This window comes from Segatella copri, assembly GCF_019249795.2.
GTDB lineage: Bacteria > Bacteroidota > Bacteroidia > Bacteroidales > Bacteroidaceae > Prevotella > Prevotella copri_B.
In genome coordinates this window covers 437,068-450,811 of record NZ_CP156891.1, presented here as the reverse complement: position 1 = coordinate 450,811, position 13,744 = coordinate 437,068, and the positions used below count along the sequence as shown (strand labels likewise).

The window sequence follows — 13,744 nt, the reverse complement described above, 5'->3', positions numbered from 1 at the left end:
AGTTGTTGTCCTTATAATATAATAATGTAGTTGAAACTGTAAAAAGAAAAGTTGAAAGCCCTGTTCATAATGCGAGAATAAAGTCCTTCTCGGTTGCAGCGATGAACTTGTCCATGTCCTCAAACAGCTTCTTTTGGGTTACTCTCGCATACCGCTGCGTCATCTTCACATCCTTGTGACCGAGCATCTTGCAGATGGTCTCCATCGGCACACCAGCCTCCAGCGTAATGAGGCTGGCGAACGAGTGTCGTCCCGAATGGTAGGAATAGGTCTTGCTCGTTTCCGCCAACTTGCAGATGGTGATGAGATCGATACGAACACGATTCGTGCTCAGCAATGGGAAGAGGGTATCTCTTGCCTCGTCCTCGTATTTCGCCATCAGCTCCAACGCTTCGGGCAGGAGTTTCACCCTGGCAAGTGTTCCTGTCTTCTTGCGGTTATAGATGAGCCATTTGTCGCCATCCTCCAACACCTTGACATTGGCTTTCGTGATGGAAACGGTGTCTATGAAGGCTGTTCCTGCATAGCAGGCGAAAAGAAACAGGTCACGGCTAACGGATAGTCTTGGCTTGTCTTCGGGTAGTTCCGCATCACGGATTTTTATGAAATCAGACATGCTGAGAGCCTTGGGTGTCGTAACCTTTGGAGTGCCAACCCGATAATGGGCGAACAGCAGGTTCTTGCACAAGCCTCGCTCAAAGGCGATGCGGCACATCTTCTTGAAGAGCGACACATAGATGGTGATGGTTCCTGATGAAAAGCCTTTCTCGTCAAGCAAGTAATGGTGAAAGTCACTGATGAAAGGCTCAGTCAACTGTCCGAAAGCCAAGTCTGCCAACTTGTATTTCTCACTGATGAACTCGGCAAGGTTCTTGCGAATCTTTCTGTAAGTCCAGACACTGCTCTTCGACATATCGATGCCCTCATGGGTGCTGAGTTCACTGATATGCTCGTCCACGAAGGAGAGAAGGGTGGTCTGTGTCTTGACGCTGCCCTGCAAAGCCTCCTTGACATCCTTAGCCTCGAAGTCTGTTCTCTTTTCCACAAGCACATCGAAAGCCTTTTGGATGGAAAGCAACAACTGCTCGATGTCCTTGTTGGTCTCCACGGCTTCCTTGCTCTTGCCCTCCAATCGGCTGGCACGAGGATTCCAAAGCGATGGAGTGCAAGACAACTTGCAGGAGAACTGCGCCATAGTCCTGTTCACCGTGATGCGTCCCATGATGGGAGCTTTTCCATTCTTGTCCATTCCGCTCTTTTTGAGGTAGAGCAACACCTTGAATTTTTCGATTTTCATAACGCTTACATTTTGAGTGTGCAAATATAATCATTTTGTAAGCGTTCCTTGATACGCAAAACATTGAGAATCAGTGCAATAAAATCCGTTGATGCACAAAGTTGCCTTTCCGCATTGTTACCTGCTTTGCATAGGTAACTATGGCTCACGATTTAGTAACTGAACTACTTCAATATTCCTCACTCGCTTGCTTTATGTCGATTTGGCAACTTTGTGCAAATCTACTCATTCCCAACTGTTTACGTTCCAACCTCTCTTATTCTCCTTTGGCTGCTTTAGAGCTTTATGTTAAAGAAAATAACTCATCGTTTTGCGGGTCATAACTCATAGCTTTGTGATGAGATAGTCATAGTTTTAGGGGCAATGAAAGTATGCATCTCGATACCGCTAAAAAATCGATTACAAATTACAATTTCAGTTATTACAGTTTTATTTTGACCCAATATCACGCTTTTAAAATGTAAGTATAGAAAAGTATATATAAATATATAATTATATATATTTATATATAAATATTTGTAGTAACAGATTGTTACTACCTTCAAACCCTTATACCCCTCAGGAAAAAACTGTAATAACTGAAATTGTAATTACCGTAATACAAATAATCTTCAAAAATCCTTGGTTGTTTCAAAAACATTTCGTACCTTTTATTGGTACAGTGACTCCTAATCACATACTATGTTGGTGGATTGTATTTTTCCTTGGGAGCTAGCAATTGTAACAAGGTTAGGTCTGCCATTACAACTTCCGTTTTAATTTTGTCAATGACTTCTCTGTCGTGTTTATTAAATCTTTCTGATTGAGCAAGAGCATGGGCGAGTGTTGCCTCTGCATGTCTTAGCATTTGTAAGAACCATAGAAGGTTGTTTGATACTTCTGTCATGTTACTAACCATTTTAAATTTCAATAAATATAGCCGCGAAGTTATAGAGAAAAGTTCGTTTTTCCAAATGCCTTAAACTATATTATGTTATTCGCGCATATTTTAAAATTAGACATTAACCTCAAATCCGCAACCTATAGGGTTTCGTGGGAATTTACTTGTAAAACGACCAAAATTCTTTTATTGTACATATTCCTTGGGCCTAACAGAAACGTCGTAAACACAAAATTCCCTTACCCCATAAAGCGACTTGAGGTAATACGCCGGTTTAACCAGAAAAGCATGACCTTTAACCAAAGTCTGTCTTGAACAGGTTGGCATAAGCATAGTTGTCTGAATAAATGTTCAATACATGCCTACGTGACGTCTTAATCCATTTTGCAGGAACAGAGATGAACTTGAACACAAAGGTCTTGATTCTGCTGGTGGCACGCAATCCAAATTCATGGGTTTTCAATCTCTGCATAATAGCTTTGTAGAAGTTTCTGATGAGAGCTGTCATAAGCAGGAATACAGTATTCTGTGCCATGAACGATTTTGGCAACCGATTCCAGCCAAAGCCATTGTTCCTGTCATCGAAGATGCGTTCCTTGCCACCACGAAGATTGTAGAATTCCACGATGTCTCTTGCACTCGACTTGTAATCGTTAGCCAGTATACATCTGTAGGTATATTCGCCTTCCCAAATGTCAAGGTCTCCATCTATTCGCCTTTGTCTCTGTATGACAAGACGATACGGTTTTCCTTTCCATTTCTCAACAAGGATGGAATTCAGCTCAAATTCAATACCGTTGATTTCAGTTGGATGAAGAGACAAATGTTTCATCAAGTGAGTTGTAACATCCTCAATACATGAGCCGCCACAAAGATATACGCACATCAGAGAGCGTAGAATTTCGCTATATTGATAACCAAACATAGTGCATCTCAATCCCAAGGTGGAATCTATGGTTTGAGCTAAAAGAGCATCAAATTGCTCCATAATAGAAAAAATTCCTCCAAAAGGAGTGAGTTTCTCAGATTTTATTTGTATCTTTGCCATGTCATATTAGAGTTTTGCTTGTCTTCTTTTCGCAACACTAAGGTAAGTGAAAATTCTGACATGGCAAAATCCTGGGTAGCTTTTTGTTGCTCAGGCACTTATAAATAATATTAAACTATAGTGTTGCGGAATTAAGGAACATGAAAAAAAACAGAAAAAAGCAAATCGTAGTTTTGTGTATAGCTTTAGTTTGCATCTTCATCTTGGTGTTCTCATTGTCCCATAAATCAGCTACAAAAGGTAGCGCGAATCCTCCATTAACAGATGTTTTGACTGATAGCATTTCTCAGATTGTCTCGGCTTGTCCTGGTGAAATTGGTGTGGCGGTTATTATTAATAACACAGATACGGTTAGTGTTAATAATAAAAGCATTTATCCTATGATGAGTGTATTTAAGGTTCATCAGGCATTAGCTCTTTGCAATGATTTTGACAAAAAAGGCCTTTCCCTTGATACCTTGGTAAAGATAAATAGGGAAAAACTTGATCCAAAGACATGGAGCCCTATGATGAAAGATTATTCAGCACCAGTTATATCGTTGACAGTAAGAGATCTGTTGCGCTATACTCTTTCCCAGAGCGACAATAATGCAAGCAATATCATGTTTAAGAATATGCTCAATACTGCACAAACAGACAGTTTTATAGCGAAACTCATACCACATTCGAGTTTTCAGATAGCTTATACAGAAGAGGAAATGTCCGCTGACCATGACAAAGCTTACTCTAATTACACATCTCCTCTTGGTGCTGCAATGTTGATGAATCGTTTGTTTACAGAAAGTCTTATCAGTAATGAGAAACAAGATTTCATTAAGAATGCATTGAAAGAATGTAAAACAGGTATAGATAGGATAGTAGCTCCACTTCTTGATAAAGAAGGGGTTGTAATAGCACATAAGACAGGTTCTGGTTATGTCAATGAAAATGGTATTCTTGCAGCTCAGAATGATGTAGCCTATATATGTCTGCCTAATAAGGTCTGCTATACCTTAGCTGTATTTGTTAAGGATTTCAAGGGAAATGAATCACAAGCGTCACAATTTGTTGCGCATATATCAGCGGTAGTATATTCTTTATTAATCAATACTGCGTTAAATTAATATTTAATCGTCTGTAAATCAATAACTTATATTAAGAAATGCTCATGAAAACTTAACTATAAAAAGTTGGTCAAGTCGCTGATTTTCAGTAACTTTGTAGATCACGACAAATACAATATTACATGAATACAGGACTTGACCAATATATGGATATCTTTAAAGATGCAGTTGAAGATTCAGCTGCAAAGATAACAAAAAGTTTCGAGAAAATACTCATCGAGGTGATAATTTTGTTCATGGTAATACCAAGAAAGATAAATTTCACCCAAATGGGGAGGTATGGCTTGCATGTTGAGCAAACCTATCGCAACGCATTCGGCTTGAAAAAGTCGAAGTGCATTGATTGGCTCAAACTTAATGTCTCACTTGCCAAGCGCTTCTTGGGTAAACAGGGAAGATGGGCTATTGCCATTGATCCCAGCTACATCAGTAAAGCTGGCAAGAAAACACCACATATCGGTCGTTTTTGGTCAGGATGTGCTCAGTCTGTTAAACATGGTCTCGAAATCATGGGTATTGGACTCATTGATATTGATACCAAAGACTGCATGATGTTAAGAGCCCACCAGTCGCTAAATAATAAAGAACTGAGTCTTAGAAACAAGACTATGGTAGATTTCTATATCAGCGTCATTAAGCGTTACCGCAAGGAACTTCTTAAACTCTCAACCCTCATAGTTGCAGATGCTTACTTCTCTACAAGTACATTTGTTAATGGGATAAAGAAAGAAGGCTTCTCTTTGATAAGCCGCTTTCGTGACAATGCTTGTCTCTTTTATGTCTATGCTGGTCCACGTACTGGAAAACGTGGTCGCCCCAAGACCAAGGATGGCAAGATTAATATGAAGAATCTTGACCTCACTCGAATGGAGAAGATGGAGATGAAAGATATAGAAGGAACAGCTTATACTTTGATAGCCTATTCCAAGGCACTCAGGTGTAAAGTTAGACTTGTCATCTGGCAGATGCCAAATGGCAAGAAGAAACTATTCTTCTCTACAGACACCTCACTTTCGGGTGAAGAAGTACTTCTTTATTATAGAACCAGGTTCCATATCGAATTTTGCTTTCGTGACGCCAAAGGCTATACTGGTCTTATGGACTGCCAGGCTCGCGATAAGTGGAAACTCGATTTTGCTTTCAATGCTTCGTTCACATCACTAAATGTTGCCAAGGTAACTATGAAGGAGATGGGAATGGAATATTCTATGTCTTCATTCAAGTCACTGATGACCAATATTTATCTGGTGAAACGAATTTTTAAAGCAAGTGGGTACACCCCGAACCGAACTTTAATTAGCAAGATTTTCAAAGATCTCTCGTGCTTACAGCGTATAGCTGCTTAGCACATTATTGAATTATTAACGAACTATTGATAAATAAATACCTAAAAAAAAGAAAGTAAAATATGATGAAATCGGAGACCAACTGTCCCCTAAGGGTGTATTCCCTTATAGTTCTCCTGGCATTTGCTTGTACCAGCAAAATTGTTAGCGCAAACAAATTCTAACGTCCTCTACTAAGGAACGAGCGACAAAGAACTTAATTTCTAACTAATATAAATTTCGAATTATGGGGAGATTTATAATCAAGCTCTTGCGCTTGATACTGAAGTATGGGCGATTCGGCCTTTTTTGCGTGGTCATTCAATTGAATGGCAACAGCAAGTTTATTGAGTATACTTACAATTTGAGGCGTTCCCTCCTATGGATATGAGCATACACGCACACTTACTGGTAGATGTTGCCATGCAGGAAAGAGATTATCATGATGCGCTCGTATTACGTCGATACTTGGAGACCTTTAACAGAATAGACAATCATTTGGTTGAAGCTGAACTTCCTAGGCTTGATGCTTATATCGCCACTCTGGATGGCTATTATGAATACCTGGAGCAAAGGAATAGAAAACCATTAAAGAATGGTACCAGAGTCGGCCGAAAAAGAGAGTACCTTTTTGTGACAGATGAAGCATCTTCTTTAAAAGATGAAGAGACGACCGCCGAGCAAGCCTCTTTATTTATAGAATTTCTCACCCTAAATGGCCTGGATTCATTGCGTACCAGTGCGAGCAAGTCTTCACCAATGAATATCGCAATATTTGCGTTTATCAGATATTGGAGAAGAAAGGGCATCCTGGCACCGCAGCATATCGTTAGTGCCAATGCCATTTATAGATTTCTTACTGAAGATTGCAATATACGAAGAGAAGCTACGATTAAATCGTTCTACAATGTCTTCAATCATTGCGAGGACATTCAGAATCAAGAAATGGATGATAAAGTGGCAGATTTCTTTGCCCAGAGATGATTTTTTTGTGGGATTAATAATTAATCCTATTTTTCCTATTTTTCCCAAAGGTGTTTTTGCCCTATCTTTGCACCCGTAATCAGGCAAGTAAAGTCTGGTTGCGGGCGTTTTTTGTTTATAGGAATCCGGTACCGTTCCTGAAACTGAAATTTGGCGAATATCTCGCAGTCCAACTCATAAACATTATATATAAATATGGAAGGAAACGCTTATGTGTTGTATCATCCGCAGTATGGCGGATTGAGAGTGGTGAACAACGAAGAAGGATTGTTCTTTTGCATCGAGGACCTGGTTGCCATCACAGATATCGGCAGAGATAAACTGTTCCCAGTATTAGCCGACACGGAGGGAAAAGTGGTAGAAATATACGTGGAAGCGGAAACCAAAAAGGTTCCGAAGGATTTTAAACCTCGTTTGTTTTTCGGTGAATTCTTTGGCAATGCTGACAAGGTAAATCGAAATAGTAAATTGGCTTGGAGAAGTATGACATTCGTAGACTCTCAGGTGGTGAGAGATATGACGATAGGCTGTTCGAAGGATCCTGAGCGTAAGTTGTTTTACAAGTGGGTCAAGGATTTTATCCAGCCTGTGATGGAGGACGAGGACAGATGTTGGTGTCATGAATGTGTCATGATGAAAAGAGTCTGTTATGACCCTCTGAAAAAGCCGATGGACATCCGATATGCTGCCGACGGCCTGTATATCAACGATACGCGAATCAACTAACATTATTCATCTTTTAAACAAGTGATTACAATTATGAAACAAGCAGCAAAGAAGCAGCTCCTCAACGCCCAGAAGGTGGACGGAGCCATTATCAGTGAGGAAAACGGTACCATCGCCTTCCGCAAGGCGCCATGGAACGATACCGAGGTTATCTGCGAACAGCCTAAGGTGATACCGGGCAGAATGGTATGCTCTGGCGAGAAGGGAGGCGACGTGCTCGACTTCAAGCCTTACGAGCGTACGGGCGAGAAGCTTTTCGAGGAAATCTTCAAGACCAAGCATGCCGTGGTGCGCACCACCAAGCGCACGGTGCAAGTGAACTATACCTTTAGCCGTGACCTGGACAAGCAGGACATGCTGCGCTACCTCAAGGTAGAGCACAAGGAACTGATTGCCGGATTCAAGGAGAAATTATAAATTACAGAACTTTCGCATGTGGGGAAGTTAAGGGAAGTTAGGGAAGTTAGAGGGAAGTTAAGGGACAAATGTCCTACGTTTTATGCAAAATAACTATTGTCTCTTCACTTCCCGAACGACCGTAGGGAGTGATAACTTCTTTAACTTCTTTAACTTCTGAACTTGCGAAATCATTCAACATTCAAAAAATGGAACATATTATAGCATATAATCCGTACAAGAATGGCAATAAGGGGAGCGTAAGCTCCCAGCCACTCTCGGTCTACGACAAGACCATCGCTTATCCCTGGATGGCAGACCTGGTAGCTGCCATCCGTGGGGGTAACGATGAACTGAAGAAGCAGCTGCCTTTCCGCTGCGCTCACTACTACCAGTTCCGAGACAACAGACGCTCGCAGAAGAACGCCGTGCCCGAAAGCTTCCTCTTCCAGACCACCATCGATGTGGACGACAAGGAATATGTGGACAAGGCGATAGAGAAGGCACGAGAGCTGAACTGCAGCGACACCATCTGGAACGGAGCCTTGCTGCACCTGGAGTACTCAGCCCGCAAGAAGTTGCACATCGACATCCGCATGCCCGTCGGCATGACTATCGAGGAGACGCAACGAGCCTATTGCGAGGCACTGGGCGTGCCCTACGACGAGAGCTGCATCACGCCAGAACGCATGCTCTTCATCACCGACAAGGCGTCGGAAATCTATCGCTCGCCCCATTGGTACGAGGTGCTGCCACAGGAAGAACTGAAGAGGCGCAGACAAGCCTACCTGGACCGTGGGCTTGCCATCGACGGACGAATCCAGCAAGGCACCCAGCCTAAACCACTCAACATTCAACATTCAAAACTCAACACTCAACAAAATGTTCAAGACCATCGACTTCCGGGCTCTGACAGCCATCACGCTGTTTCTTCTGGCTCTGCTATTCAGCCTGCCCAACCTTGTGATAGCAATGCTGCTCATGCTGTTTCTCATGGCTCTGCTGGAGGCTATCAGATTCCTGACGGATTACCAACCTCTGGTACCGCCAGCGAGAAGAGCCTGATAGCCTTCGACCTCTTCACGGAGTCGGCAGGACTGAAGAATGTGAATATCGATACCGAGGGCTCTCGCCACTCCTCACTTCTTGCCATCATGAGCGCAGGAGCGAGCAGGGTGATGAGCGAAGAGGAGCTGAGAAGAGTAGTGGCAGTGAAGATGCCTAGCTTCGCCCAAGAGCGTGACTGCCAGCAGCTGATCCATGACTTCTATGAGAAATATGGAGACAGTTCGAAGCCATTCTCTAGAGATGTGATCCGCATCAATGCGCAAGCAGAGAAGCAAGCGACTCTCTTAACTCCTAATTCCTCACTCCAAACTCCTAACTGTGAAGATGATTACCCCGCTCCGCCCGAGATGCCGAAGAAGCTGCCTAAGCTCGTGGAGCTCCTCGTGTCTCAGACACCGGATGTCTATAAGCCTGCCGTAGCCCATGCCATCTTTCCTCCGCTAGCCACCCACCTCTGCCGCACCTATTTTAATTACATCGACAATGTGGAGCATGAGGCTACGCTAATGTGTTGTCTCTTAGCTGGTACGGGCGCAGGAAAGAACTGCGTGCAGATGCCTATCAACCTGATTATGGAAGACATCAGAAAACGAGACAAGGATAACCTGAAACGAGAGAAGGAGTGGAAGGATGAGGTGACAAGAAAAGGTGCTAACAAGGATAAGCGTAAGCGACCTGAAAACCTCGTGATCCAGGAGATAGACGCCGATATGACCAACCCTGCCTTCGTGATGCGTACCGCTGAGGCGCAGGAGCATTTCCTCTATACTGCTCTCAACGAGATAGACCAGTTTGATAACTTAAGGGGCATTGGCAACCAGCAGTTTCGTATCATGTGCCTCGCCTTCGACCCTGGTAATCAATATGGACAAACCCGAGTGGGCACGCAGAGTGTTACGGAGCGAGTAACCATCCGATTTAACTGGAATGCCTCGACCACCATCAACAAGGGTATCCGATATTTCTCCAAGGTATTGACCGATGGTCCTATCTCCAGAATCAACTTCTGTACTATCCCAGAGCGTGAGATAGGAGCCGAGATGCCTGTCTATGGCACATACGATGACACATTCAGAGAGAACTTAAAACCCTATATCGAGCATCTTAACATGGCTTCTGGTACTATCAATTGCCCTGAGGCTTTCGCCTTGGCACAGAAGCTGAAAGAGGAGAATGCCGACTTTGCCCGTATGAGCCAAGACAGGGTTTACGAGAACCTCTCGTTCAGAGCCAATGTCATTGCCTATCTGAAGGCTTGCGTGCTCTATGTGGCGAATGGTTGCCAATGGGAATCCGAGATAGAGGAGTTTGTGCGCTGGAGCGAGCAGTATGACCTGTACTGCAAGATGAGATTCTTCCGAGATGCTATCGTGAAGGCGGAGCAGGAGGGAGTGAAGTCGAGCAAAAGAGGGCCTTCCAATATGCTGCAACTTCTGCCAAATGAGTTCTCTTATCAGCAGGCTGAGCAGTTGAGAAGCGACTTGGGGCTGGATACCAAGGGCACCCGACGGATGATAGCCACATGGGTGTTCAGAAAGTATATCGTGAAAGTGGAGGCAGGCGAACAAGGCGTTAATGCTGGTAATGACAAAGCTGATAACAGCCATTGCAATTACAATTACGGTAATTACAGTTTTTATCGCAAGCTATGTTTTCTCAAAAAAGAATCTAAATAGAAACAATTATGGAAATCGTACTCAAAAGAATAGCTAAGCAGAATACTTACACCATAGGGCGTATGTATATCCTGAAGGACGAGGAGGTGGAGCGCAAGGTGAACTATACGCTCAATAAGGACCAGAAGCGCAGCTTCTGCCATGTGGTAGATGTGGACAAGCTGGACGGGGAGCACTACTTCTGCGATACCCTGGAGCCAACGTGGCGCAACCTGCTGGGCATCACCCTGTTGCCCCAAGAGGAGAATGTGCGTCTGGGGCGAGTGTCGGAGAAGAAGGCGCAGAAGATGAAGGGCAAGACTGCCATACCCGAGGGCACTTATCCCGTGCTCATCACCAAGTCGCCGAGATTCAAGCAGTGGCTGCCCCTGCTGCAGGGCGTTCCTGGCTTTGAGGGCATCCGCATCCATGCCGGTAACTACCCCGATGATACGCAGGGCTGCATCCTGCCGGGCGAAAACAAACTCCGAGGCATGGTGGTAAACTCTCGCATCTGGCTGCATCGCCTCGTCAATGCCATCACGGCGGCGAGAGACCGAGGCGAGAGCATCTGGATCACCATCATCTAGTAGCCGAAGTTCTCCGAGCGGCGGCATTGCCTCTAATGCAGCCCACGCTCGGAGAGCGAGGGCTGCTACCTATGTGTGTCGGGTATGTTTGACACCTCTCACGGCCTGGCTCTCTAACGGATTCTCCGGCCAGAAATGCTTAGGGTATCGGCGCTTCAGTTCTTTGCGGACTTCGAAGTAAGTGCCTTGCCAAAAACTTGCGAGATCCTGAGTAAGCTGAACGGGCTTGAAGCCGGGAGATAACAACTCAAGCAGAAGGGGCTGTCTGCCAGCATCGACAGTGGGAGTTGATGTCATTCCGAAACACTCCTGAAGCCGCACACTCAGAACCGGAGCTTCGGCCCCCAAGCGATAATCGATGCGGATGTTGCTGCCCGATGGCACACGGATGTGGGTGGGAGCAAGGTGGTCTATTTCCTGCTGAAGGTCGTAAGGAAGGATGTTCCAAAGGATTTCGCACAGGTTGAGTTTCTTCAGCTCAGTAACAGAAGTCTTCATCTTGCCACCTTCTTCGAGATAGAAAGGGAGCCACGCTCGGGCTGTTGTCAGGAGATGCTCTGTTGACAGGTCGGGAATCTCCAGTTCCGGATGCCATTCAGCTACTTGCGCCACGCGCTGTTGCAGACGATGAACGGATTCGTTCCAATCGAACATGCTGAGTCCGTCTTTTCTGGCAGCTTCGCAGATAATGTCTGAAACTGTCTCTCGGCTGGCATTCTGTATCGGCTTGCTGTCTATGATGAGCGCTCCTATCCGTGTTTCCTGTTGCATCTTTACTGCCAGCGCTTTGCTGTCCCATGAAATATTCTCGCAGGTTTGTGCCGGCAGGTTCTTCCAGTTGACGGGGGCTGAGAGAAATACCCTTCCTTTCCGTCCCTGCCCAGAATTGGATGATGAGGTTGAGGATAGGTTGAGTGATGCGATGGCAAGCCATTCGTTTGCTGCCATGCTGTCGCACGGGTCGATGAAAATCGTGTTGCCATTCGACATCTTGAAGTTGCCCGCATGGTCGGTGGCATGGGCGATGCGCTCAGGGTAGGCTAGGGCGATGAGATGGCCCACTTCCTCAGCATCAATTGGCTCGTTGTCTTCCCTGATACGCAGCATCTTCCTGTATTCCTGGGCAATCTGAGCGATACGGTTCCAACGCCCCAGATTCTTCTTGCAGCGTGCGGAACGGAGGATAGAAAGGCGGAGCGTCATGTCTGAATCTTCATTTTCGCCCATCGGGTCTTTCTCTTCTAGCAGAGCAGCAATGTCGCAGGCCAGGGCTTGGCTCGCCGGAGAATCGCTGCTGATCATCATCTTGGCAATGCGCGGATGACAAGGAAGTTGAGCCATTCTGCTGCCTTCTGCGGTGATGCTGCCACTGAGAGCGTGAGCATCATGATCAGGAGTGAGGGCGTTGAGCGACATAAGAAGTTGCTGTGCCAATACGAGGTTGCCCTTGGGAGGAAGGGTGAGCCAAGGCAGCAGTTCCGGTTTGTTTTCCCCGAAAGCTGCAATGTCGAGAACCAGCGAAGAGAGATCTGCATCCAGTATTTCGGGCAGCCGTTGTTCTGGCATCAGATGTTCCGAGATCTGTGTCCAAAGCCGGTAACATACGCCTGATGTGATTCTGCCCGCACGCCCCCTTCGTTGCGTAGCCATGTCCTGACTGATACGAACGGTTTCGAGATGGCTCAAGCCTGTACGGGCATCATAAACCAGTTTTCGGCAGAGTCCGGAATCCACAACGATTCTTACTCCTTCGATGGTGAGAGAAGTTTCGGCGATAGGAGTGGCCAGTACGATTTTCCGTTCACCCGGTTTGGAAGGAGCGATTGCGAGTCGCTGCTTTTCAGGCGAAAGGTTACCGTATAGCGGGTAAAGAGTGGCTGAGGGCAGGACAGAGCGAAGCTGTTCTTCGCATTTCATGATTTCTCCCTGTCCCGGCAGAAAGGCAAGAATGTCGCCTTCCTGGTTTCTGAAAGCCTGACAGATTGTGGCTGCCATTTCCTGCGCTACCTGATATCTGTCGATGTCGTGGTCTGCATAAATGGTTTCTATCGGAAACATTCTGCCTTTACTCTCGATAAGCGGAGCCTGAAGTGCCTGACAGATGATAGAAGCATCGATTGTTGCTGACATGATAATGAGCTTCAGGTCGGGGCGGATGATTTCCTGTGTTTGCCGGGCCAGCGCTAACGCCAGATCGGAATTGATGCTGCGCTCATGAAACTCATCAAAGATGAGGCACGAAACGCCTTCGAGTGTAGCATCATTGACCAGCATTCGGGTGAGAATGCCCTCGGTAAGGACTTCGATGCGTGTTTCATCCGAAACCTTGCTTTCGAATCTTACCCGATAGCCGATGGTTTTGCCCACGGGCTCTCCCAGAATCTGCGCCATCCGTTCGGCAATCTGGCGAGCAGCCAGGCGGCGCGGTTCGAGCATCAGAATCTTACCCTGACTTTTAAGATGATCATGGATGAAGCCTTCCAATGCCTGATCACTCATGCCCCGCAGAATGGTGAGCGGGAGGAGGGTAGATTTACCGGCTCCAGGAGGAGCTGTAATAACAAGGTTAGCCGACTCCATCAATGCTTCATTGACAGAGTCGGCTATCTGGTAAGCTGGCAGATGACCAGCCTGCTGTTCTATTCTATCTAAGTTCATTTCTTCTTATTTCA

At 45.5% G+C, this 13,744-nt stretch carries 11 protein-coding genes; 7 read left to right on the top strand and 4 right to left on the bottom strand.

The annotated features are described in order from the left end of the window. Positions 1–64 precede the first annotated feature (64 nt). From KUA48_RS02145 to KUA48_RS02135, 3 genes are all read right to left on the bottom strand, one after another. Complete coding sequence (locus tag KUA48_RS02145; RefSeq protein WP_369503310.1) at positions 65–1,297, bottom strand: phage integrase SAM-like domain-containing protein; 1,233 nt, start codon at positions 1,295–1,297, stop codon at positions 65–67. A gap of 679 nt (positions 1,298–1,976) precedes the next feature. Continuing rightward, complete coding sequence (locus tag KUA48_RS02140; RefSeq protein WP_154481360.1) at positions 1,977–2,183, bottom strand: hypothetical protein; 207 nt, start codon at positions 2,181–2,183, stop codon at positions 1,977–1,979. A 289-nt stretch (positions 2,184–2,472) separates the two neighbouring features. Beyond that, positions 2,473–3,225, bottom strand: coding sequence for a transposase (locus tag KUA48_RS02135; RefSeq protein ID WP_369503309.1), 753 nt, complete (start codon positions 3,223–3,225; stop codon positions 2,473–2,475). A 140-nt stretch (positions 3,226–3,365) separates the two neighbouring features. On the opposite strand from KUA48_RS02135, the gene KUA48_RS02130 reads away from it, so the two are divergent. The 7 genes from KUA48_RS02130 (at position 3,366) to KUA48_RS02100 (ending at position 11,072) form a co-directional block, all read left to right on the top strand. Then, the gene (locus tag KUA48_RS02130) at positions 3,366–4,328 is read left to right on the top strand and encodes a CfxA family broad-spectrum class A beta-lactamase (RefSeq protein ID WP_118082167.1); all 963 of its coding nucleotides are present in this window, start codon (positions 3,366–3,368) and stop codon (positions 4,326–4,328) included. 122 nt (positions 4,329–4,450) lie between these two features. Continuing rightward, a complete protein-coding gene (locus KUA48_RS02125) occupies positions 4,451–5,674 on the top strand; it encodes a transposase (RefSeq protein WP_369503308.1) in 1,224 nt (407 codons plus the stop codon). 366 nt (positions 5,675–6,040) lie between these two features. After that, positions 6,041–6,637, top strand: coding sequence for a hypothetical protein (locus tag KUA48_RS02120; protein ID WP_218433361.1), 597 nt, complete (start codon positions 6,041–6,043; stop codon positions 6,635–6,637). A 195-nt stretch (positions 6,638–6,832) separates the two neighbouring features. After that, on the top strand, positions 6,833–7,363 hold the full coding sequence (locus KUA48_RS02115) for a hypothetical protein (protein ID WP_218433363.1): 531 nt from the start codon (positions 6,833–6,835) through the stop codon (positions 7,361–7,363). Positions 7,364–7,396: 33 nt separating this feature from the next. Beyond that, positions 7,397–7,780, top strand: a complete 384-nt coding sequence (locus KUA48_RS02110; protein WP_218433365.1) for a hypothetical protein — start codon at positions 7,397–7,399, stop codon at positions 7,778–7,780. 188 nt (positions 7,781–7,968) lie between these two features. Next, entirely contained in the window at positions 7,969–10,503 is a 2,535-nt protein-coding gene (locus KUA48_RS02105) for a hypothetical protein (protein WP_218433368.1), read from the top strand. 8 nt (positions 10,504–10,511) lie between these two features. Further along, on the top strand, positions 10,512–11,072 hold the full coding sequence (locus tag KUA48_RS02100) for a DUF5675 family protein (protein WP_218433370.1): 561 nt from the start codon (positions 10,512–10,514) through the stop codon (positions 11,070–11,072). Between the two features lie 69 nt (positions 11,073–11,141). Here the strand turns inward: KUA48_RS02100 and hrpB are convergent, their stop codons facing one another. Then, positions 11,142–13,730: an ATP-dependent helicase HrpB gene (hrpB, locus tag KUA48_RS02095; protein ID WP_218433372.1), complete on the bottom strand. Its 2,589-nt coding sequence runs from the start codon at positions 13,728–13,730 to the stop codon at positions 11,142–11,144. Between the last annotated feature and the right edge of the window lie 14 nt (positions 13,731–13,744).

Coding starts and splice junctions, on each gene's coding strand:
- KUA48_RS02135 (WP_369503309.1), bottom strand. CDS start 3,225: ATGGCAAAGATACAAATAAAATCTGAGAAACTCACTCCTTTTGGAGGA.
- KUA48_RS02110 (WP_218433365.1), top strand. CDS start 7,397: ATGAAACAAGCAGCAAAGAAGCAGCTCCTCAACGCCCAGAAGGTGGAC.
- KUA48_RS02125 (WP_369503308.1), top strand. CDS start 4,451: ATGAATACAGGACTTGACCAATATATGGATATCTTTAAAGATGCAGTT.
- KUA48_RS02130 (WP_118082167.1), top strand. CDS start 3,366: ATGAAAAAAAACAGAAAAAAGCAAATCGTAGTTTTGTGTATAGCTTTA.
- KUA48_RS02105 (WP_218433368.1), top strand. CDS start 7,969: ATGGAACATATTATAGCATATAATCCGTACAAGAATGGCAATAAGGGG.
- hrpB (WP_218433372.1), bottom strand. CDS start 13,730: ATGAACTTAGATAGAATAGAACAGCAGGCTGGTCATCTGCCAGCTTAC.
- KUA48_RS02140 (WP_154481360.1), bottom strand. CDS start 2,183: ATGACAGAAGTATCAAACAACCTTCTATGGTTCTTACAAATGCTAAGA.
- KUA48_RS02115 (WP_218433363.1), top strand. CDS start 6,833: ATGGAAGGAAACGCTTATGTGTTGTATCATCCGCAGTATGGCGGATTG.
- KUA48_RS02100 (WP_218433370.1), top strand. CDS start 10,512: ATGGAAATCGTACTCAAAAGAATAGCTAAGCAGAATACTTACACCATA.
- KUA48_RS02145 (WP_369503310.1), bottom strand. CDS start 1,297: ATGAAAATCGAAAAATTCAAGGTGTTGCTCTACCTCAAAAAGAGCGGA.
- KUA48_RS02120 (WP_218433361.1), top strand. CDS start 6,041: ATGAGCATACACGCACACTTACTGGTAGATGTTGCCATGCAGGAAAGA.